This window comes from Acidovorax sp. KPB24-03 (assembly GCF_057546605.1).
In genome coordinates this window covers 1-19,182 of the sequence record NZ_BAAJYR010000057.1, presented here as the reverse complement: position 1 = coordinate 19,182, position 19,182 = coordinate 1, and the positions used below count along the sequence as shown (strand labels likewise).

The window sequence follows — 19,182 nt, the reverse complement described above, 5'->3', positions numbered from 1 at the left end:
GTCCCGGTCCCTGTCGCGGCGGCGGTCGGCGTCGCGCGCTTCCCGGGCCTCGCGGTCCCGGCGGTCGCGCCAGGCGCGCTCGCGGTCTTCGCGCATCTGCCGTTCACGCCAGTCGTCCCGGCGATCGTCACGGCGGTCCCAGCCATACGCCGGCACGGGCGTGGGTACATAGACGGGGTAGGCGGGCCGGCTGTAGCCATAGGCCGGCTGTTCGTACACGGTGATCGACGTCGAGCTATTGGCTGGGTAGGGATAGGACGGCGTTGCCGGATAGTTGGCGGACGGATAGGCGGGCTCGTAGTAGGGGTCGCCGGGCACCGCGCAGCCCGTGGCCAGCACGGCCAGGGTGCCGGCGGCAAGGATTCGGAGGGCGGGGTGGAACATGGAAAGGCCTCGCTGGCTGGTGGCCGCGCTGCAGGGAGCGTCTGGCGGCCGATGGGTGACGGCGGCGGTCAGGCGACACGCCGCGCCCGTGTGTGACGCGCTGATGACCATTTTGGTTGACCTTGCGCGGGCGCCATTGTCAGGCTTTGCCCCGTCTTCACACAGCGGGCGGATCGACGATCTGGCCGGCGGATGGATCTGGGCCGCGCCGCCGGCCGTGTGCCATGCGCAGCCCGTTCTACACTGTGCAGCTTTGCCTTCGGACGACCTTGGTGCGGCCGAAGGCCCCATCTGGCCGACATGACCGAAGATTCAGAACTTACCCCCGTGCAGGAACCCCGCCTGTGGAGCGACGAGCGCTGGACTGCGCGCGTCGTCAAGAACGAAGACGACGATGGCTGGGCCGTCGAGATGACGCTGCGGGGAGAGTCCGAGCCCGCGCTGGTCGGCCCCTGGACCATGGGGCGCGACAAGAAGAATCCCAAACCGCTGGATGTCTCGGCCTTCCACACGCTGGTCAAGACCGCGTCGGAGGTGCTGCGCCGCCACGAGCAGCAACTGCATGCCCAGTTGAACAAGAGCGTCACGGTCACCGTGCGGGACCAGCGCGTGCGCGTTTCGCTGGCGATCGAGCCGGACGATGAGCACCCCACCGCGACGCTGAGCGCGCATTCGGCGCTGGACGACGAACTGCTCGCCCGCGTGGGCGTGTCGCCCGGCTTCGTGCTCACCAGCGCCAGCGCAGCGGCCTGGGTGGAGAACGGCTACCCGAGGCCGCGCTGAGCGGCGGCGAGACCGCCGTGGCCCCAGCGCCGCCGTATTGGCTGGCTGGATTTACTTGGGCAGCACTCGGCGCATGGTCTCGGCCAGGTCTTCCGCGACGAACTTCGCCACGTAGCCGTCGGCTCCCACGCTGCGCACATGGTCCTCGTTGGCCGAGCCCGACAGCGAGGAGTGGATGACCACCGGAATCTTGTTCAGGCGCGCATCCTGCTTGATGTTGCGGGTGAGCGTGAAGCCGTCCATCTCGGGCATTTCCAGATCGGTCAGCACCAGCGCGACGCGATCGGCGGCGGTCTTGCCCTCGGCCTCGGCGGCGCGGGCGATAGCGTTCAGCCGGTCCCAGGCCTCCTTGCCCGACTTGGTCATTTCGTAAGGCGCGTGCAGGGCCTGCAGTTCCTTCTCGATGAGAGAGCGGGCCACGAACGAATCGTCGGCGGCCAGGATCATGGTGCCGGGCTTGAGCTTCAGGCGCGGGCCGACCTTCTCGGGATCGACCTTGTGCTCGTCGGAAGGCGAGACCATCTGCAGGATGGCCTCCACGTCCAACACCTGCGCGAGGCGGGAGCCATCGGTGTTGCCATCCAGCCGGGCGATGCTGGTCACCAGCTGGCCGCCGGTGCCGCTGGCTTCGGCGGAAAGCACCTGCTTCCAATCCAGGCGCACGATGTCTTCCACCGATTCCACGGCGAAGGCTTGCGTGGTGCGCGCGTATTCGGTCACCAGCATGATGTTCAGGCCGGTCTGCGGCTTGCAGCCGACGATGGAGGGCAGGTCGAGCACCGGGATGATCTGGCCGCGCAGATTGACCACGCCCAGCGAATGCGGCGTGGCGCCAGCAATGGGTGTGATGCTGGGCATCGCCACGATCTCGCGGATCTTGAAGACGTTGATGCCGAACAGCTCGGATTTGCCCAGGTTGTCGTCAATGCCCAACCGAAAGAGCAGCAACTCGAATTTATTGGTTCCGGTGAGGTTGGTCCGCTCGTCAATTTCCTGCTGCACTGCCTTCATCGCTGCCCCCTTCGCATTGGATACGCGTGTTTACAAATTTTAGAGCGGGGTGGGAAAGGCCCGGTCCTAATATTTTCCCTTGTTGCGCCCGCGCTCCGATTGGCAGGAGCGCAGTGCAATCTTCTTGCCAGCGAGAGCGGCAATGGGTATCAGGCGGGGAATTCCAATCCCAGGAGTCATCCCGGCCTGCCGCTCACGCGGCCTTCAAGGTTCCCCCCGGCCAGGATTCGGGATCGCCGTGGGGGCGCAAGCGGAAGACCGCCACGGCCTGCACCAGTTGCTGCGCCTGCAGCTTCAGGCTGTCCGCCGCCGCGGCGCTTTGTTCCACCAGCGCGGCGTTCTGCTGGGTGGCCTGATCCATCTGCATGACGGCCTCGCCCACCTGGGACACGCCGGCGCTTTGTTCGCTGCTGGCGGCGCTGATCTCGGCCACGATGTCGGTGACGCGCCGGATCGAGGCGACCACCTCGCCCATCGTGGTGCCCGCCTGGTCGGCCAGCACCGATCCCTGCTGCATGCGCGTGACGCTGGCATGGATCAGGGTCTTGATTTCCTTGGCGGCCTCGGCGCTGCGCTGGGCCAATTGGCGCACCTCGCTGGCCACGACCGCGAAGCCGCGCCCTTGTTCGCCGGCCCGCGCCGCTTCCACGGCGGCGTTCAATGCCAGGATGTTCGTCTGGAAGGCGATGCCGTCGATGACGCCCACGATGTCGGCGATCTTGCGGCTGCTGTCGTTGATGCCGCGCATGGTGCTCACCACCTCCGACACCACATCGCCGCCCTTGGAGGCCACGGTCGATGCGTTCAGGGCCAACTGGTTGGCCTGCCGGGCGTTTTCCGCGTTGGCCTGCACGGTGGAGCTGAGTTCCTCCATGGAGGCCGAGGTTTCTTCCAGCGCACTGGCCTGCCGTTCGGTGCGGGCCGAAAGGTCGTTGTTGCCTTGCGCGATCTCGCCGCTGGCGCTCGCCACGCTGTCGGCGTTGTCGCGCACTTTGCCCACCACCTGAGACAGGCTGGTCTGCATCGCATGGAGTGCGTTCAGCAACTGGGCGATTTCATCCTGCCCGCGGGCATGGGTGGCCTGGGTCAGGTCGCCGGAGGCCACGGCTTCCGAAATGCGCACCGCATTGCCCAGCGGTTGCGTGACGGTGCGGCTGAACAGCACCGCGCCGAAAACGCTGGCCCCGCACACGACCAGCATCACGGTCAGGCTGATCCAGTTGGCCTGGCGCGCTGCCGTCGCAGCCTCCAGGGACACGGCCGCGCTGGCTTTGCTGATCAGGTCGCCCGTCTGCTCCAGCAGTTGCGCCGGCTCCCGGTCCATGCCCTGCACGGCTTGATCGCCTGCGGCCGGGTCTCGGCCCGATGCCTTGAATGTTTCGAACCCTTTGCGGTAGGCCACTCCCATGCGTTCGTGTGCGATCAGGAACTGGCCCACCCGCTCACGCGCGTCGCCTGCGGCCAAATCGTCCATCAGCTTGCGCGCCTGGGCTTGCACGGCCCCTTCGCTTTTCGCGAAGGCGGCCCAATAGCGTGACAGCTGCGCATCGTCCTTGCCCCGCAGCAGCGTGTTCTTCCATTCCTGTACCTGCACCCGGAAGTCGCCCAGCACGTCGGCGGCCATCCGCTCTTGCTGGGTATGGGTGGCGACCGTGGTCTGGTACGTGGTCAGGGCCGAGTTCAGCCGGCCAAGGCCGAACAGCGCAGCGGCGAAAAGCAGCAAGAGGGCGAATGTAAAGACGAGCGGGAGTTTTCGGCTGAGCTTCATCGGAAGATCCCTGAGGGAGTGGGAGGGCGCCCCTTCGTGAGGAGCGTCCCGGACTGTCAGATGGATGAAGTGTATTGAAATATCATTTCTATCATAAAAATCATTTTTAACTTTCCATGCAGCGGATCGCGCCATGAAAAAAGCCTTGCGCGAAGGCAAGGCTTTTCTCGGGCGGGGCCGATGCCATCGGCCTGGGGCGGGTTAAACCACGTTCGCCGCGCGAAGCAGCGCAATGCGTTCGGCGTCCAGCCCCAGCCCCGCCAGCACCTCGTCGGTGTGCTGCCCCAGGGCCGGCGGCGCCCGGTGCAGCACCGGCGGCGTGGCTGACAGGCGCAGGGGGCTGGCCACCCCGGCGATTCGGTCGATGCCGTCGCCGGGCTCGCCCTGTGGCCACCGGGCTTGCTCCACGCGCAGGCCCCGGGCCTGCACCTGCGGGTCGTCGAACGCCTCGGCCAGCGTGTTGACCGGGCCGCAGGGGACGGCCTTGTCCTGCAGCAAGGTGATCCAGTCGGCCGTGGTGCGGGTGCGGGTGACCTCCTGCAGGGCGGGGACCAGCTCGGCCCGGTGCCTGACCCGCAGCGGGTTGGTGGCGAACCGGGCGTCCTGCGCCCATTCCGGCCGGCCGGCGGCGGCGCAGAACCGCGCGAACTGCCCGTCGTTGCCGATGGCCAGCAGCATGGCGCCGTCGGCGGTGGGAAAGTCCTGGTAGGGCACGAGGCTGGGGTGCGTATTGCCCTGGCGGGTCGGCGCCTGCCCGGTGGCCAGGAAGCCCGAGGCCTGGTTGGCGAGCACGGCCATGCCCACGTCCAGCAGCGCCATGTCGATGTGCTGGCCTTCGCCGGTGCGCTCGCGCACGTGCAGCGCGGCCAGGATGGCGTTGCTCGCGTACAGCCCGGTGAACAGGTCGATCACGGCCACCCCCACGCGCAGCGGGCCGGCGCCCGGCTCGCCGTCGGCCCGGCCGGTGATGCTCATCAGGCCCGTCATGGCCTGGATCATGAGGTCGTAGCCGGCGCGCTCGGCATAGGGCCCGTCCTGGCCGAAGCCGGTCACCGAGCAGTAGATGAGCCGCGGGTTGGCCGCGCGCAGGCTGGCGTGGTCCAGGCCGTACTGCCGCAGGCCGCCGACCTTGAAGTTCTCCACCACCACGTCGGCCTGCTGCGCCATCTGGCGGATCAGCGCCTGCCCCTCGGGCGTGGCCATGTCGATGGTGACCGAGCGCTTGTTGCGGTTGCAGGCCGTGAAGTAGGCGGCCTGCGCCGTGTCGTTGCCCGCATCGTCCTTCAGGAACGGCGGGCCCCAGTGGCGCGTGTCGTCACCCACGCCGGGGCGCTCCACCTTGACCACGTCCGCCCCCAGGTCGGCCAGCACCTGGGTGCACCAGGGGCCGGCAAGCACGCGGGACAGGTCGAGCACGCGGATGCCGGCGAGGGCGCCCGCCGGGGCTTGGGGGGTTGTGGTCATGCAGAAATCACTTTGCTATTAAAAAAGTAGCAATATGCCCTAGTACTGATTGCGCCGGAGGCCTGAAAGGCCATGAACTGCCCGTCAGCGCCCGCCCTGGCGGTCCAGGCGGGGGCGCGTGGGTCGGCCCGCCGGTTCAGTTGGCGAAGGCCGCGATGCCGGTCTGGGCCCGGCCCAGGATCAGCGCGTGCACATCGTGCGTGCCTTCGTAGGTGTTGACCACCTCCAGGTTCACCAGGTGGCGCGCCACGCCGAACTCGTCGCTGATGCCGTTGCCGCCCATCATGTCGCGCGCCATGCGGGCGATGTCCAGCGCCTTGCCGCAGCTGTTGCGCTTGATGATGGAGGTGGCCTCGACCGAGGCGGTGCCGTCGTCCTTCATGCGACCCAGGCGCAGGCAGGCCTGCAGGCCGATGGCGATCTCGGTCTGCATGTCGGCCAGCTTCTTCTGGATGAGCTGGTTGGCCGCCAGGGGCCGGCCGAACTGCTTGCGGTCCAGCGTGTACTGGCGCGCGGTGTGCCAGCAGAATTCCGCCGCGCCCAGGGCGCCCCAGGCGATGCCGTAGCGGGCGCTGTTCAGACAGGTGAAGGGGCCTTTGAGGCCCTGCACGTCAGGGAAGGCGTTTTCCTCGGGCACGAACACTTCGTCCATCACGATCTCGCCGGTGATGCTGGCGCGCAGGCCCACCTTGCCGTGGATGGCCGGGGCGCTCAGGCCCTTCATGCCCTTTTCGAGCACGAACCCGCGGATCGGGCCGACCGCGCCGGCCTCGGACACTTCCTTGGCCCAGACCACGAACACATCGGCGATGGGGCTGTTGGTGATCCACATCTTGGCGCCCGACAGCGAATAGCCGCCCGGCACCTTCTTGGCGCGCGATGCCATGCTGCCCGGGTCGGAGCCGTGGTCGGGCTCGGTCAGGCCGAAGCAGCCGATCCACTCGCCGCTGGCCAGCTTGGGCAGGTACTTCTGTTTTTGCGCCTCGGTGCCGAACTCGTGGATCGGCACCATCACGAGGGAGCTTTGCACGCTGGCCATCGAGCGGTAGCCCGAGTCCACGCGCTCGACCTCGCGGGCGATGAGGCCGTAGGCCACGTAGTTCAGGCCGGGGCCGCCGTACTGCTCGGGAATGGTGGGGCCCAGCAGGCCCACTTCGCCCATCTCGCGGAAGATGGCGATGTCGGTCTTTTCATGGCGGAACTGCTCCAGCACGCGCGGGGCGAGCTTGTCCTGGCAGAAGGCGGCGGCGGCGTCGCGAATCATGCGCTCGTCGTCGGTCAGTTGCTGGTCGAGCAGGAACGGGTCGCTCCATTGGAAGGCGGCGTGGGCCATTTCGGGTATCTCCGGGAAAAGTCGGTTCGGATCGGCAGCCGGTGTGCAGAAAGCGCATGGGCGGCCGGCTTTGCGCGATGGTAGGCGCATGGATCATGCGGTGCAAGCGAGGATGCTGCATCCAGACATGCGGTAAATTCATATCTTGGTGGCCGATCGGGTCGAGGGTTCGGCACAATCGCGCCATGCGCCGAACCCTGCCCTCCACCCAGTCCCTGGCCTGCTTCGAGGCCGCTGCTCGCCACGAAAGCTACACCCGCGCGGCCCAGGAACTGGCGCTCACCCAGGGCGCCGTGTCGCGGCAGATCATGGCGCTGGAGGATTTCCTGGGCGTGGCGCTGTTTCGCCGCACGCGGCACGGCGTGGCACTCACCCCGGCGGGCACCCATTACGCGCGGCAGGTGGGCCGCTGGCTGCAGGGGCTGGAGCGCGACACGCTGGACGTGATGGCGCACCAGGGGCAGGGCGGGTCGATCGCGCTGGCCGCCGTGCCCACCTTCGCTACGCGCTGGCTGATCCCGCGCCTGCCCCTGCTGGCCCAGGCGCATCCGGACATCGTCGTGCACATCGAAACGCGCACGCGGCCCTTCCTGTTCGCCGACACCGGATTCGACGCCGCGCTGTATGCCGGCACGCCCGAGCAGGTCAGCAACTGGCCGGGCACGCAGGCCCTGCGGCTCTTGCAGGAAGACGTGGTGCCCGTGTGCAGCCCGCGCCTGTTGCCCGGCGGGCAGCCGCTCGAACCCCAGGCGCTGGCGAGCCTGCCGCTGCTGCAGCAGACCACGCGTCCCTACGGATGGCGGCAATGGTTCGAGGCCATGGACGTGCAGGCGCCGCGCGCGCTCGACGGGCCGCGCTACGAGTTGTTCTCCATGCTGGCCGTGGCCGCTTCGCACGGGCTGGGCGTGGCGCTCATGCCCCCGCTGCTGATCGAGGCCGAGCGGGCCCGGGGTGAACTGGTGCTGGCCTGCGAGCGGCCCCTGCGCGGCGAACGCGCCTACTACCTCATCACCCCGGCGCAGCCGCAGCCCCCCGTGCTGGCCGCCTTCGCCGATTGGTTGCAGGACATGGCCGCGAGTTGAGCCCCCGGGTGCCTTCCGTGCCGCCGGCCGATTGCGTGCGGGTGGCGGCGCGGCTACCCTTTGGGTCAGCTGCAGCTCAAGCGCAAGGCCATGGGCCCGAGGACTGCAGCGTCTGTGCAACCAACAAGGAGAAAGCTTCATGGGAACCGTTTATCACGCACCGCATTTCGACCCCACGGTGGATGAGCTCGAAGCGCTCAAGCAACTGGAGCTGGGCCGTGCCATCAGCGTGCCCGAGGCGCTCACGCACCACCTGTCGGGACGGCTCTACGAACGCGGCTACGTGGCCAAGAATCCGGCCGGCGATCTGGCCATCACCGACGCGGGCCGCCAGCTGATCCGCCGCCAGGAAAGCTGACCGCCAGCCCTCGCCTCAACGACCCGACCCGGCCCCATGCCGGTGTCCGCACCCGGCGCCGCCCCTCCAGCCATGGAGGGGCCGCCGGGTTTTTTGATGGGAGGCCGGGTCCCGAGACCCCGCTGCAACCGCCTTCGTCCTACAGACGACCCGCGGGAGGCGGTTTTAAGGTATCGCCTGTGCTGCTTCACGGCGTGTTGAACCCCAAGCGGCACGACAAACCCATCCGAGGAGCAGCCATGCCAAGAGGTGACAAGTCGGCGTACACAGACAAGCAAAAACGCCAAGCCGAACACATCGAAGACAGTTATGAACACCAGGGTCTCCGCAAGCCGGAGGCCGAGCGCCGGGCCTGGGCCACGGTGAACAAGGATTCCGGCGGTGGCAAGCAGTCCGGCAGCGGACGCACCCCATCCAACCGCTGACACGAGGAGATTCTTCTCACCCTTTTTGTGCCCCCAGCGTCGTGGATGCCAGTCATAGCTTGCTTCCGATGGTCTGTTCCTATTGAAGGATTGAACATATGAAAGAAACTCTGACTGTCCTCGCCGGATTCATGCTGTTTTCCAGCCTTGGAATCGCCTACCTGGCCGCTTCGGTCATGAGCGGTCTCTGAGCTGCAGGAAACAGAGCATCTCGGTCCGCATCCCGACGCCGGCACCCGGCACCCCGTACCGCCTTCCATTCCGCCGCCACCCACTTTTCCATCCTCCATGGCCTCCCATCCTCCCGCCCCAGGCAAGGCCGACCTGCCCGTCGAGCCCGATGTGCCCGCGCCCCCGCCCGAACAGGCGGATGAACCACCGCATGTGCAGTACGCGAGCGGCCATGCTGCAGGGAGCCTCCGATGAATCGCGGAGGGACCGAGCGGGAGGTGTCCGACGCGGAAAAGCGTGTGGGTGCCGTGCTGGAAAAGCTGGAAGAGCAGACGGACTCCGAGGTGGAGAAGATCGCCCTCGAAGACGTGGTGGACACCAATGCGGAAACCGGCCGCCCCGAAGTGCGCAAGGCCGTGGACATCCGGGTCAAGCCCAAGGTGCAACGCAAGTGGACCAAATGAGGCTTTCAACCGCTTGAAGCCGGTACTGCATCGAACAATCAGTGCCGCGATTCAGTTTCAATTAAAAACTGCTTTCGAAATCTGCCAACCCGCACGCCACCCGCGCTGCGGGTTTTTTCTTGTGTAGGCAGCTGCTGACGCCAACGGATGGCTTCCGCCCGCGCGGGCGCTGCGGATCGGGTCTTAGCCTTCAGGTCATGCAAAGCCATTTTGTTTTGCACTTACCTCACCGAAAGGAATCACCATGAACACCGATCAAGTCAAAGGCGCATTGAAGGACGTGGCAGGCAAGGTTCAACAAAAGACCGGCGAGCTGATCAACAGCCCCGAGCAGCAAGCCAAGGGCGTTGCCAAGCAGGTCGAGGGCACCACCCAGAAGAACTACGGCGACGCCAAAGAGAACATCAAGGATGCCGTGAAGTAATGCCTGCATGAGGCGTTTTGCCTCTGCGGTTGAAAAGCCCTAATGCGGCGACGCATCGGGGCTTTTTGTTTTGAGTCGGGGATAGGAGCACCGTGTATGGCTTTGCACTGTCGAGAGCACCGGGCTGCTGAAAGCAAAAAGCCCGCGAAGGCGGGCCATTCATTCAGAGTGTGCAAGATGCAGCGAGGAACAAGCTGCTGTGCATTCATGGCCAGAAAGCCATGGTGCCCGGGGCCGGAATCGAACCGGCACGCCTTGCGGCGGGGGATTTTGAGTCCCCTGCGTCTACCAATTCCACCACCCGGGCGACGCGAAGATCGAAGCCGCGAATTATGGCACAGTAGCGCGCTATGAAGACCTATCCCACCATCGAAGACGCGATTGGACACACCCCCTTGGTCGCGCTGCAGCGCATCGGCGCGCAAGAGAACGCAGAGCGCGGCACCGTGGTGCTGGGCAAGCTGGAGGGCAACAATCCGGCCGGGTCGGTCAAGGACCGGCCTGCGCTGTCGATGATCCGCCGGGCGCAGGAGCGCGGAGACATCCAGCCGGGCGACACGCTGATCGAGGCCACCTCGGGCAACACCGGCATCGCGCTGGCCATGGCCGCGGCCATCAAGGGCTACCGCATGGTGCTGGTGATGCCGGAGGACCTGTCGGTGGAGCGCGCGCAGACCATGAAGGCGTTCGGTGCGGAACTGATCCTCACCCCCAAGAGCGGCGGCATGGAATACGCCCGCGATCTGGCCGAGACCATGGTCAAGCAGGGCAAGGGCGTGGTGCTCGACCAGTTCGCCAACCCCGACAACCCGCGCATCCATTACGAGACCACGGGCCCGGAGCTGTGGGAGCAGACCGAAGGGCGCATCACCCACTTCGTGAGCGCCATGGGCACCACGGGCACCATCACGGGCGTGTCGCGTTTCCTGAAGGAAAAGAATCCCGCCATCCAGATCATCGGCGCGCAGCCGAAGGATGGCTCGCGCATCCCTGGCATCCGCAAATGGCCGCAGGAATACCTGCCCAAGATCTACGACCCGAGCGCGGTGGACGAGACGATCAACGTGGGCCAGGACGACGCCGAGGACATGTGCCGGCGCATGGCGCGCGAAGAGGGCATCTTTGCCGGCATCTCGGCGGCGGGCGCCTGCTGGGCCGCACAGGAGATCGCGCGGCGCGAATCCAATGCGACCATCGTCTTCGTGGTCTGCGACCGGGGCGACCGCTACCTGTCCACAGGCGTGTTCCCGGCGTGAGCCGGCCGCTGGGATGCCCTGGATGGGGCGCCGCACCGGATTTCAGGCTCAAAAAGGCCGCATGCCGGGGTATCCATTGCCTTGTCTGCTATTGAAAATGTAGCGCCTATGTACGAAACCCGTTTCTGCACCCACTGCGCCACGCCCCTGGCGCGCATCACGGTGGCCGAGGATGGCGGCGATGTGGAGCGCCTGCGCTGCCCGGCCTGCGGCTGGACGCACTGGAACAACCCCACGCCCGTGCTGGCGGCGGTGGTGGTGCGCGACGGGCAGGTGCTGCTGGCGCGCAATGCGGCCTGGGCGGGCAAGCAGTACGCGCTGATCACGGGCTTCATGGAGGCGGGCGAGACGCCCCAGGAGGGCATTACGCGCGAGATCAAGGAAGAGACGAACCTCGATGTGAGCGCGCTGGCGCTCATCGGCGTGTACGACTTCCAGCGCATGAACCAGGTCATCATCGCCTACCACGCGGTGGCGCACGGCGAGGTGCGGCTGTCGCCCGAACTGGTGGACTATCGCCTGCTGGCGCCGGAGGCCGTGAAGTGCTGGCCGGCCGGCACTGGCTACGCGCTGGCGGATTGGCTGCGAACCCAAGGCATCGAACCCGAATTCGTGGATCTGTTCCACAGCGGCGCAGCCCCTTCCGCTGCTTAGAATGGGGCTCATTCGCCCAGGAAGCATGTGATGGACATCCACAAGGAAATCGACACCCGCGGTCTCAATTGCCCGCTGCCCATTCTCAAGGCCAAGAAGGCCCTGGCCGACATGGTGAGCGGCCAGTTGCTCAAGGTGGTCTCCACCGACAACGGCTCGCTGCGCGACTTCCAGGCATTCGCCAAGCAGACGGGCAACGAGCTGGTCGAGCAGCAGACGGTGGGCGACGAATTCATCCACCTGCTGCGCCGGCGCTGAGCGCCAGCAGGGCGGCCTTTCCGTCTCAGGAGCTGATCCGGCCCGGCACCGCGCCGACGCAGCGGTGACCGGGCCAATTTGTGTTCGCAGTGCCCTCAGTGCAGGGCCGCACCGGGCCCCGCGCCTGTTTCAGATCTCCACGGTCTTGAGGTATTCGCGGAAGGCGGCACCCACCTGAGGGTGCTGCAGCGCCAGTTCCACCGTCGCTTCCAGAAAGCCTTCCTTGCTGCCGCAGTCGTAGCGCTTGCCTTCGTAGCGGAAGGCGTATACGGCCTCGCGCGCCATGAGGCGGGCGATGGCATCGGTCAGTTGGATCTCGCCGCCCACACCCTGGGGCTGGTTGCGGATCTCGTCGAACACGCCGGGCGTGAGGATGTAGCGGCCGGCCACGCCCATGCGCGAGGGGGCGTCTTCCGGTGCGGGCTTTTCCACGATGCGGTCGATGCGGATCAGCGGGCCGCCGGCGGGCTCGCCGGCCACGATGCCGTAGCGGCGCACCTGGTCGGCGGGCACTTCCTGCACGGCCAGCAGCGAGCGGCCCTGCTTGCGGAACGCGGTGGCCATCTGCGCCAGCACGGGCTGGCCGCCGGGCAGGCCGACCATCAGGTCATCGGCCAGCAGCACGGCGAAGGGCTCGCGGCCGACCAGCGGCTCGGCGCACAGCACGGCGTGGCCCAGGCCCAGCGAGCGGGGCTGGCGCACGAAGGCGCAGTCCATGTCGCTGGGGGCGACCGAGCGCACCAGCTGCAGCAGGTCGTTCTTGCCGGCGGCTTCGAGTTCGTTTTCCAGCTCGTAGGCGGTGTCGTAATGGTCTTCGATGGCGCGCTTGCTGCGGCCGGTCACGAAGATCATGTGGCGGATGCCGGCGGAATAGGCTTCCTCGACCGCGTACTGGATCAGGGGCTTGTCCACCACGGGGAGCATTTCCTTGGGGGATGCCTTGGTGGCGGGCAGGAAGCGGGTGCCCAGGCCTGCCACGGGGAACACGGCTTTGCGGATCGCGGAAGTGTTGTCGGTCATCGATGGTCCTTCTTGGGGTCGGTCAGTCGGTGTCGTAAAGGGTGAACGTGGGGGCGAAGCCCGCGCTATCAAGCCAGCCGGGCCAGCTGGTCGCGCAGGCGGGCCAGCGTGGCGCCGAAATCGGCCACGCGCTTTTTCTCCTGGTCGATCACGGCGGGCGGTGCCTTGGCCACGAAGGCCTCGTTGGACAGCTTGGCCTGCGCCTTGGTAATCTCGCCGTCGATGCGGGCGATCTCCTTGGACAGGCGGGCCTTTTCGGCCGCCACGTCGATCTCCATGTGCAGGCACAGGCGGACGTCGCCTACCACGGCCACGGGCGCGGCCTGCGCGGCAGCGGCCCAGGCGGCATCGTCTTCGAACACCTGCACCTCGCTGAGCTTGGCCAGGGCCTGCAGCGCGGGCGCGGCCGAGCGCATGAAGGCCGCATCGCCCACGGCGTAGAGCGGCAGTCGCGTGGCGGGCGAGACGTTCATCTCGCCGCGCAGCGTGCGGCAGGCGTCCACGAAGGCCTTCAGGCGCGCCACGTGGGCGATGGCGGCTTCGTCGACCTTCTCCAGCTGCGCTTGGGGGTAGGCGGCGATGCTGACCGATTCACCCGCGCGGCCTGCCACGGGCGCGACCTTCTGCCACAGGGCTTCGGTGATGAACGGGATCAGCGGGTGCGCCAGGCGCAGGATGGTTTCCAGGGTGCGGATGAGCGTGCGGCGCGTGGCGCGCTGCTCGGCCGGCGTTCCGGTCTGGATCTGCACCTTGGCGATTTCCAGGTACCAGTCGCAGAACTCGTTCCAGACGAAGTCGTAGATCGTGTTGGCCACGTTATCCAGGCGGAACTCGGCAAAGCCCTTGGCCACCTCGGCCTCGACCTGCTGCAGCAGCGAGACGATCCAGCGGTCGGGCTGGCTGAAGGCCAGATAGCCGCCGCCTTCGCAATCGGCCGGGGTGTGTTCCTGCAGGCCGCAGTCCTGGCCTTCGCAGTTCATCAGCACGAAGCGGCTGGCGTTCCAGAGCTTGTTGCAGAAGTTGCGGTAGCCCTCGCAGCGCTTGCTGTCGAAGTTGATGCTGCGGCCGAGGCTGGCGAGCGCCGCGAAGGTGAAGCGCAGCGCATCGGCGCCGTAGGCGGGAATGCCCTCGGGGAACTCCTTTTGCGTGTTCTTGCGCACCTGGGGCGCGGTCTCGGGCCGGCGCAGGCCGGTGGAGCGCTTTTCCAGCAGGGGGTCGAGCGCGATGCCGTCGATCAGGTCCACCGGGTCGAGCACGTTGCCCTCGGACTTGCTCATCTTCTTGCCCTGCGCATCGCGCACCAGGCCGTGGATGTACACGTGCTTGAACGGCACGCGGCCGGTGAAGTGCGTGGTCATCATGATCATCCGGGCGACCCAGAAGAAGATGATGTCGTAGCCCGTCACCAGCACGGAGGAGGGCAGGTAGAGGTCGTAGTCCTTGGTGGCGTTCTGCTCGTCAAGGGCTTCGGGCCAGCCGAGCGAGGAGAAGGGCACGAGCGCGGCGGAATACCACGTGTCCAGCACGTCCTCGTCGCGCGTGAGCACCTTGCCCGCACCGGCCTGGGCCTGCGCCTCGGCCTCGTCGCGCGCCACGTACACGTTGCCCGCTTCGTCGTACCACGCCGGGATCTGGTGGCCCCACCACAGCTGGCGGCTGATGCACCAGTCCTGGATGTTGTTCATCCACTGGTTGTAGGTGTTGACCCAGTTCTCGGGCACGAACTGCACCTCGCCCGAGGCCACGGCGTCGATGGCCTTTTGCGCGATGCTCTTGCCGGTCGGGTCTTGTTCGCTCACTTTGCCCATGGCCACGAACCATTGGTCCGTCAGCATGGGTTCGACCACCTGGCCCGTGCGGGTGCAGATGGGCACCATCAGCTTGTGCTTCTTGGTCTCGACCAGGGCGCCCGCGGCCTCCAGGTCGGCCACGATGGCCTTGCGGGCCACGAAGCGGTCCAGGCCCTGGTACTTGGCCGGCGCGTTCTCGCTGATGGTGGCCTGCAGGGTCAGCACGATGATCATCGGCAGGTTGTGGCGCTGGCCGACCGCGTAGTCGTTGGGGTCGTGCGCGGGCGTGACCTTGACCACGCCGGTGCCGAATTCCTTGTCCACGTAGGCATCCGCAATGATGGGGATCTCGCGGCCCACCAGCGGCAGGGTCACCGTCTTGCCGATGAGCGCGGTGTAGCGCTCGTCCTCGGGGTGCACCATCAGCGCCACGTCGCCCAGCATGGTCTCGGGGCGGGTGGTGGCCACCGTGAGGCTGCCGCTGCCGTCGGTCAGCGGGTAGGCGATGTGCCAGAGCGAGCCGTCCTTCTCTTCGTTCTCCACTTCGAGGTCGGACACGGCGGACTGCAGTTTCGGGTCCCAGTTCACCAAGCGCTTGCCGCGGTAGATCAGGCCCTGCTGGTACAGGCGCACGAAGGTGTCGGTGACCACCTTGGAGAGCTTGTCGTCCATGGTGAAGTATTCGCGGCTCCAGTCCACGCTGTCGCCCATGCGGCGCATCTGCGTGGTGATGGTGTTGCCGCTGTGTTCCTTCCACTCCCAGACCTTGGCGACGAAGTTCTTGCGCGCCTCGGGCGGCGTGGCGCCCATGTCGTGGCGGCTGATGCCCTGCTCCTGCAACTGGCGCTCCACCACGATCTGCGTGGCGATGCCCGCGTGGTCGGTGCCCGGAATCCACGCCGTGTTGAAGCCCTTCATGCGGTGGTAGCGCGTGAGGCTGTCCATGATGGTCTGGTTGAACGCATGGCCCATGTGCAGCGTGCCCGTCACGTTGGGCGGCGGCAGCTGGATGGAGAAGGCGGGCTCGCCCGCCTGGGCCTGGCGCGAGCCACGGTAGCCCGCATCGCCATAGCCCCGGCGTTCCCACTCGGGGCCCCAATGGGCCTCGATGGCAGCGGGCTCGAAGGATTTGGACAGGCTTTCAAGGCCGGGTTGGTTCAGGGGCGAGCTCATGGGGTCTGGTGGGTGCAAGAAGAGGCCAACGGGCAGGCGGCTGCCTGGGCTTCGGGTCAGGAAGGGGACCGGGCATTTTAAGGCAGCAGCACCGGCGCTCCGCGGGCGCTGGGCCCTGCGGGCGGGCCGGATCTGCTATCGCTTTGTTACCTTTTGCCGAAGGCTGCAAGGGGATGTGAGCAAGATGGCTGCCGATAATCGTCGGCCTCGGAGCCATCGGGCGCACCCGCCAGGGGTGGCCGGCTCCGTGCCGTGCCGCCAAGGTCCCATTCCCATTCCAACAAATCCGCACCCATGGCCCTTCATCCCTCGCTGCGCGCCGGTCTCGGCAAAGCCTTTCTCTGGTCGGTGCTGTCGCTGTTCGCGGTGCCGCTGGTCACCCTGTTCTTCGCGAACCATGTGCAGCGCGACCTGGACGCCAGGTTCCTCGCCGCCATCGAATCGCGCATCGACGCCGCCACGGACCTGTCCCCGGCGGACCGGCAGGAACAGAAGGACTACTACCGGGCGCATCCACCCTCCACGATCTGCACCGACCGCACGCCCGATGCCCAGGAATACCGCGAGGCCATGTGCCCGCCGTATTCCAACAACTGGCAGTTCTTCGTGGCGCGCTCCGTGGCGCTGTGGACGTTGGTGGCCGGCGCGCTGGTGCTGGTGGCCGCGCTGGCGCTCGGGGCGCTGGCCTTCGTCAACCGCCGGCTGCAGCATGCGAGCTTCGTGGCCGGCTGGCGCCTGATGACCGCCGCGAGCGCGCTGGAGGTGGTGGTTCAGGGCGCGATGGTGGCCTGGCTGTCGTTCTGGGTGACGGCGTATTTCTGGCACCGCTATTCGCCCAAGCTCATCATGGCGGTGGCGATCGGCGTGGCGGTGGCCGTGGTGCTGGCGGTGGTGGGCATCTTCAAGCGGGTGAACCGCCACAGCGAGGTCGAGGGCGAGCTGGTGCAGGAGGTCGACGCGCCGCTGCTGTGGCAGCGCATCCGCCACATGGCCGCGCGGCTGCAGACCGCGCCGCCGCAGCACATCGTGGCCGGCATCGACGCCAATTTCTTCGTGACCGAAGCGCCCATCCACGTGGCGGGGCAGGCGCTGACCGGGCGCACGCTGTTCGTCAGCATTCCGCTGCTGCGCCTGCTCGACCAATCCGAGGCCGACGCGGTGTTCGCCCACGAGCTGGCCCACCTGGGCGGCGGCGACACCGAAAGCAGCGCGCGCCTGGGGCCGAAACTGGTGCAGTACGACCAGTACCACCATGCCATGCGCACCTCCGGCCTGACGGCGGTGGTGTCCCCGCTGCTGGGCCTGTACCGCCTGATCTTCGAATGGGCCCTGGCCCGCGACAGCCGGGCGCGCGAGTTCCAGGCCGACCGCATCGCCGCGCAGTTGGTGTCGCCCCAGGCCATCGGGCAGTCGCTGGTCAAGATCGCGGCCTATGCCAGGTACCGCCACAAGATCGAGAGCGACCTGTTCGACAAGGAAGAGCAGCTGGCGGGCGATCTGGGCATCGCGCACTTCATCTCGAGCGGGCTGCCGCCCTATGCGCAGTCGGCGGAGTTCCGCACCGCGATGCAGACGGCCAACGTGCCCCATCCGTTCGACACCCACCCGCTCATGCCCGAACGCATCCGCAACGTGGGCTGGGTGCTGCCCGAATCGGACTACGGCGCCATCGTGGTGCGGCCGCCCGAGCGCACCTGGGCGCAGGACATCCTCACGGCAGACGCCATCGAGCAGCGCCTGTGGAGCGATTACGAGCAGGCCTTCGCGCAGGGTCACGAACGCAGCCTAGCCTACCGCTACGAGCCAGCGACCGCCGAGGAACTGGCGGTGGTGCTCAAGTACTTTCCGGCGCGCCAGTTCGCGCTGAAGGGCGGCCACACGGTGCAGGTGAGCCACGAAGGCATCACCACATCCGCCGATGGCACCACGGTGCCCTGGGACGCGGTGAAGGCCATGGCCTTCAAGGACAGCATCCTGGGCGATTCGCTCACCATCACGCACCCGGAAAAAAGCCTGCTGCGCGCCAAGAGCACGAAACTCAAGCTGCCGGGCCTCAAGAAGGACAAGCAGCGCTTCAAGGCGACGCTGGAGCACTACTGGGAGCGCCACCAGGTCATGCGCGGGCGCGAAACGCTGGACGATTGAGCGGCCGGCCCCGGCCCCAGGCTGATGCCCAGGCCGAGGCGCCGCGATGCGGGCCGGTCAGCCCTTGGCGTACTCCGGCCGGTCGTTCTGAGCGGGCTTGAGCGGCGCGGCGCTCTTGCCCTCGGCGCGCTCCTTGCGCCACTGCTCCTTGCGCGCGGTCCACTCGTTCAGGCGCTGGTGGGCCACCGTGCTGTCCTTTTCCATCTGCTGCGCATCGGCCAATTGCGCCGACAGCTCCAGGCGAATGCCGTTGGGATCGAAGAAGTAGATGCTCTTGAAGATGTGGTGATCGGTCACGCCGAGCACTTCGACGCCATGCGCCTCCAGGCGGGCCTTGGTGTTCTCCAGCTCCTGCACCGTGTCCACGCGGAACGCGATGTGGTTGACCCACAGCGGGGTGTTGGGCGAGGGCTCGGCCTTCACGTCGTCGCCCAGGTCGAAGAAGGCGATGAACGAACCGTCCTTCAGCCGGAAGAAGAAGTGCGTGTAGGGGCAGTACTCGCCCGTGCTGGGCACGTAGTCGCTCTGGATGATGTGGTAGAGCGGCAGGCCCAGGATGTCTTCGTAGAACTGCCGCGTTTCCTCGGCGTCGCGCGCCTTGTAGGCGTAGTGGTGCAGCTGCTGCACGGCGGCGGGCGGGGGCAGGGTGGACAGGTCGGGTTTCGGTCTTGGCACGGCGTTCATGGCGGTCTCCGTCGGGTGGATCTGAAAATTGTACTATCCGTAATGAATTTCACCTAAGTGAATTTGCGTTGCCGTTCCTGCGGACGTATAGTCCGGCCCTTCGATCGCTCCGATCGCCGCCACCGAGGCTCTTCACCCATGCGCCTGTAAGCCCCCTCCGTCCGTTCCGCTTTCCCCCTCCGATCCGGGGAGGCGGCCGATTCGATGGCTTGGAGCTTGACCATGGCGACATTCAACGCAGACGCCCGTCCGCACCGCGGTGCAGCGCGCACCGCATCCGTTTCCCTTTCCTCTTCTTCCACGTCTTCTCCCCTGGCGGCTTGCGCGCCGGCGCGGGAGGGCGCGCTGCTGCGCCTGGCCCGGGTGCAATGGCGGCGGCCCGACGGCGAGGCGCTCTGGGCCGAGCCGCCCACACTCCACCTCGCCCCCGGCATCACCGGCCTGGTGGGCGACAACGGCGTGGGCAAGAGTGTGCTGCTCGCCCTGGCGGCTGGCACGCTGGCGCCGGCCTCGGGCACGGTGGAGCGGCCGGGCC

18 protein-coding genes, 1 tRNA gene and 1 pseudogene are annotated in these 19,182 nt (G+C 67.1%); 11 read left to right on the top strand and 9 right to left on the bottom strand.

Annotated elements, in window-relative coordinates:
* A pseudogene (locus AC27KI_RS09630) lies at positions 1-384 on the bottom strand (hypothetical protein); the annotation flags it as partial.
* A gap of 300 nt (positions 385-684) precedes the next feature.
* Here AC27KI_RS09630 and AC27KI_RS09625 point away from each other — a divergent pair.
* On the top strand, positions 685-1,167 hold the full coding sequence (locus tag AC27KI_RS09625) for a hypothetical protein (protein WP_317351863.1): 483 nt from the start codon (positions 685-687) through the stop codon (positions 1,165-1,167).
* Between the two features lie 51 nt (positions 1,168-1,218).
* Here AC27KI_RS09625 and AC27KI_RS09620 read toward each other — a convergent pair whose 3' ends face one another.
* The 4 genes from AC27KI_RS09620 to AC27KI_RS09605 form a co-directional block, all read right to left on the bottom strand.
* Positions 1,219-2,178 (bottom strand): chemotaxis protein, encoded by a 960-nt coding sequence (locus tag AC27KI_RS09620; protein ID WP_284428988.1) that lies wholly within the window; start codon positions 2,176-2,178, stop codon positions 1,219-1,221.
* Positions 2,179-2,371: 193 nt separating this feature from the next.
* Positions 2,372-3,946: a methyl-accepting chemotaxis protein gene (locus tag AC27KI_RS09615; protein ID WP_487113592.1), complete on the bottom strand. Its 1,575-nt coding sequence runs from the start codon at positions 3,944-3,946 to the stop codon at positions 2,372-2,374.
* 201 nt (positions 3,947-4,147) lie between these two features.
* Complete coding sequence (locus tag AC27KI_RS09610) at positions 4,148-5,410, bottom strand: CaiB/BaiF CoA transferase family protein (protein ID WP_284426016.1); 1,263 nt, start codon at positions 5,408-5,410, stop codon at positions 4,148-4,150.
* Between the two features lie 136 nt (positions 5,411-5,546).
* A complete protein-coding gene (locus AC27KI_RS09605) occupies positions 5,547-6,743 on the bottom strand; it encodes an acyl-CoA dehydrogenase (RefSeq protein ID WP_487113590.1) in 1,197 nt (398 codons plus the stop codon).
* 185 nt (positions 6,744-6,928) lie between these two features.
* On the opposite strand from AC27KI_RS09605, the gene AC27KI_RS09600 reads away from it, so the two are divergent.
* The 5 genes from AC27KI_RS09600 to AC27KI_RS09580 all read left to right on the top strand — a co-directional run bounded on the left by AC27KI_RS09600 (position 6,929) and on the right by AC27KI_RS09580 (position 9,667).
* Positions 6,929-7,825, top strand: coding sequence for a LysR substrate-binding domain-containing protein (locus AC27KI_RS09600; protein ID WP_284405899.1), 897 nt, complete (start codon positions 6,929-6,931; stop codon positions 7,823-7,825).
* A 139-nt stretch (positions 7,826-7,964) separates the two neighbouring features.
* Positions 7,965-8,183, top strand: a complete 219-nt coding sequence (locus tag AC27KI_RS09595; protein WP_272548552.1) for a hypothetical protein — start codon at positions 7,965-7,967, stop codon at positions 8,181-8,183.
* 239 nt (positions 8,184-8,422) lie between these two features.
* Positions 8,423-8,608: a hypothetical protein gene (locus AC27KI_RS09590; RefSeq protein WP_487089384.1), complete on the top strand. Its 186-nt coding sequence runs from the start codon at positions 8,423-8,425 to the stop codon at positions 8,606-8,608.
* Positions 8,609-9,030: 422 nt separating this feature from the next.
* The gene (locus AC27KI_RS09585) at positions 9,031-9,243 is read left to right on the top strand and encodes a hypothetical protein (RefSeq protein WP_272564447.1); all 213 of its coding nucleotides are present in this window, start codon (positions 9,031-9,033) and stop codon (positions 9,241-9,243) included.
* A gap of 244 nt (positions 9,244-9,487) precedes the next feature.
* Entirely contained in the window at positions 9,488-9,667 is a 180-nt protein-coding gene (locus tag AC27KI_RS09580; RefSeq protein ID WP_284405902.1) for a CsbD family protein, read from the top strand.
* 222 nt (positions 9,668-9,889) lie between these two features.
* Here the strand turns inward: AC27KI_RS09580 and AC27KI_RS09575 are convergent.
* Positions 9,890-9,974 (bottom strand) — tRNA-Leu (locus tag AC27KI_RS09575).
* Between the two features lie 43 nt (positions 9,975-10,017).
* Here AC27KI_RS09575 and cysM point away from each other — a divergent pair.
* The 3 genes from cysM to AC27KI_RS09560 all read left to right on the top strand — a co-directional run bounded on the left by cysM (position 10,018) and on the right by AC27KI_RS09560 (position 11,835).
* Positions 10,018-10,923: a cysteine synthase CysM gene (gene cysM, locus AC27KI_RS09570; protein ID WP_284428975.1), complete on the top strand. Its 906-nt coding sequence runs from the start codon at positions 10,018-10,020 to the stop codon at positions 10,921-10,923.
* A 108-nt stretch (positions 10,924-11,031) separates the two neighbouring features.
* The gene (locus AC27KI_RS09565; RefSeq protein ID WP_284405904.1) at positions 11,032-11,577 is read left to right on the top strand and encodes an NUDIX hydrolase; all 546 of its coding nucleotides are present in this window, start codon (positions 11,032-11,034) and stop codon (positions 11,575-11,577) included.
* Between the two features lie 30 nt (positions 11,578-11,607).
* The gene (locus AC27KI_RS09560) at positions 11,608-11,835 is read left to right on the top strand and encodes a sulfurtransferase TusA family protein (RefSeq protein WP_272548545.1); all 228 of its coding nucleotides are present in this window, start codon (positions 11,608-11,610) and stop codon (positions 11,833-11,835) included.
* Positions 11,836-11,964: 129 nt separating this feature from the next.
* On the opposite strand, the gene galU is transcribed toward AC27KI_RS09560, so the two are convergent.
* Both galU and AC27KI_RS09550 read right to left on the bottom strand, forming a co-directional pair.
* Positions 11,965-12,855, bottom strand: a complete 891-nt coding sequence (gene galU, locus AC27KI_RS09555) for a UTP--glucose-1-phosphate uridylyltransferase GalU (protein ID WP_284425092.1) — start codon at positions 12,853-12,855, stop codon at positions 11,965-11,967.
* 68 nt (positions 12,856-12,923) lie between these two features.
* Complete coding sequence (locus AC27KI_RS09550; protein ID WP_487113587.1) at positions 12,924-15,818, bottom strand: valine--tRNA ligase; 2,895 nt, start codon at positions 15,816-15,818, stop codon at positions 12,924-12,926.
* A 294-nt stretch (positions 15,819-16,112) separates the two neighbouring features.
* Between AC27KI_RS09550 and AC27KI_RS09545 the strand changes: the two genes are divergently transcribed.
* Entirely contained in the window at positions 16,113-17,963 is a 1,851-nt protein-coding gene (locus tag AC27KI_RS09545; RefSeq protein ID WP_487113585.1) for a M48 family metallopeptidase, read from the top strand.
* Positions 17,964-18,020: 57 nt separating this feature from the next.
* Here the strand turns inward: AC27KI_RS09545 and AC27KI_RS09540 are convergent, their stop codons facing one another.
* Positions 18,021-18,647: a VOC family protein gene (locus AC27KI_RS09540; protein ID WP_317351891.1), complete on the bottom strand. Its 627-nt coding sequence runs from the start codon at positions 18,645-18,647 to the stop codon at positions 18,021-18,023.
* A gap of 222 nt (positions 18,648-18,869) precedes the next feature.
* Here AC27KI_RS09540 and AC27KI_RS09535 point away from each other — a divergent pair.
* Positions 18,870-19,182 (top strand): ATP-binding cassette domain-containing protein (locus AC27KI_RS09535; protein ID WP_487113583.1); only part of this gene is annotated, 313 nt, incomplete at its 3' end.

Bases quoted from the DNA above. Each gene is read 5' to 3' on its own strand.
- AC27KI_RS09605 (WP_487113590.1), bottom strand. From the start codon at position 6,743: ATGGCCCACGCCGCCTTCCAATGGAGCGACCCGTTCCTGCTCGACCAG.
- AC27KI_RS09610 (WP_284426016.1), bottom strand. From the start codon at position 5,410: ATGACCACAACCCCCCAAGCCCCGGCGGGCGCCCTCGCCGGCATCCGC.
- AC27KI_RS09620 (WP_284428988.1), bottom strand. From the start codon at position 2,178: ATGAAGGCAGTGCAGCAGGAAATTGACGAGCGGACCAACCTCACCGGA.
- AC27KI_RS09590 (WP_487089384.1), top strand. From the start codon at position 8,423: ATGCCAAGAGGTGACAAGTCGGCGTACACAGACAAGCAAAAACGCCAA.
- AC27KI_RS09615 (WP_487113592.1), bottom strand. From the start codon at position 3,946: ATGAAGCTCAGCCGAAAACTCCCGCTCGTCTTTACATTCGCCCTCTTG.
- AC27KI_RS09550 (WP_487113587.1), bottom strand. From the start codon at position 15,818: ATGAGCTCGCCCCTGAACCAACCCGGCCTTGAAAGCCTGTCCAAATCC.
- AC27KI_RS09625 (WP_317351863.1), top strand. From the start codon at position 685: ATGACCGAAGATTCAGAACTTACCCCCGTGCAGGAACCCCGCCTGTGG.
- AC27KI_RS09560 (WP_272548545.1), top strand. From the start codon at position 11,608: ATGGACATCCACAAGGAAATCGACACCCGCGGTCTCAATTGCCCGCTG.
- AC27KI_RS09580 (WP_284405902.1), top strand. From the start codon at position 9,488: ATGAACACCGATCAAGTCAAAGGCGCATTGAAGGACGTGGCAGGCAAG.
- cysM (WP_284428975.1), top strand. From the start codon at position 10,018: ATGAAGACCTATCCCACCATCGAAGACGCGATTGGACACACCCCCTTG.
- AC27KI_RS09600 (WP_284405899.1), top strand. From the start codon at position 6,929: ATGCGCCGAACCCTGCCCTCCACCCAGTCCCTGGCCTGCTTCGAGGCC.
- AC27KI_RS09565 (WP_284405904.1), top strand. From the start codon at position 11,032: ATGTACGAAACCCGTTTCTGCACCCACTGCGCCACGCCCCTGGCGCGC.
- AC27KI_RS09595 (WP_272548552.1), top strand. From the start codon at position 7,965: ATGGGAACCGTTTATCACGCACCGCATTTCGACCCCACGGTGGATGAG.
- AC27KI_RS09540 (WP_317351891.1), bottom strand. From the start codon at position 18,647: ATGAACGCCGTGCCAAGACCGAAACCCGACCTGTCCACCCTGCCCCCG.
- galU (WP_284425092.1), bottom strand. From the start codon at position 12,855: ATGACCGACAACACTTCCGCGATCCGCAAAGCCGTGTTCCCCGTGGCA.
- AC27KI_RS09545 (WP_487113585.1), top strand. From the start codon at position 16,113: ATGGCCCTTCATCCCTCGCTGCGCGCCGGTCTCGGCAAAGCCTTTCTC.
- AC27KI_RS09585 (WP_272564447.1), top strand. From the start codon at position 9,031: ATGAATCGCGGAGGGACCGAGCGGGAGGTGTCCGACGCGGAAAAGCGT.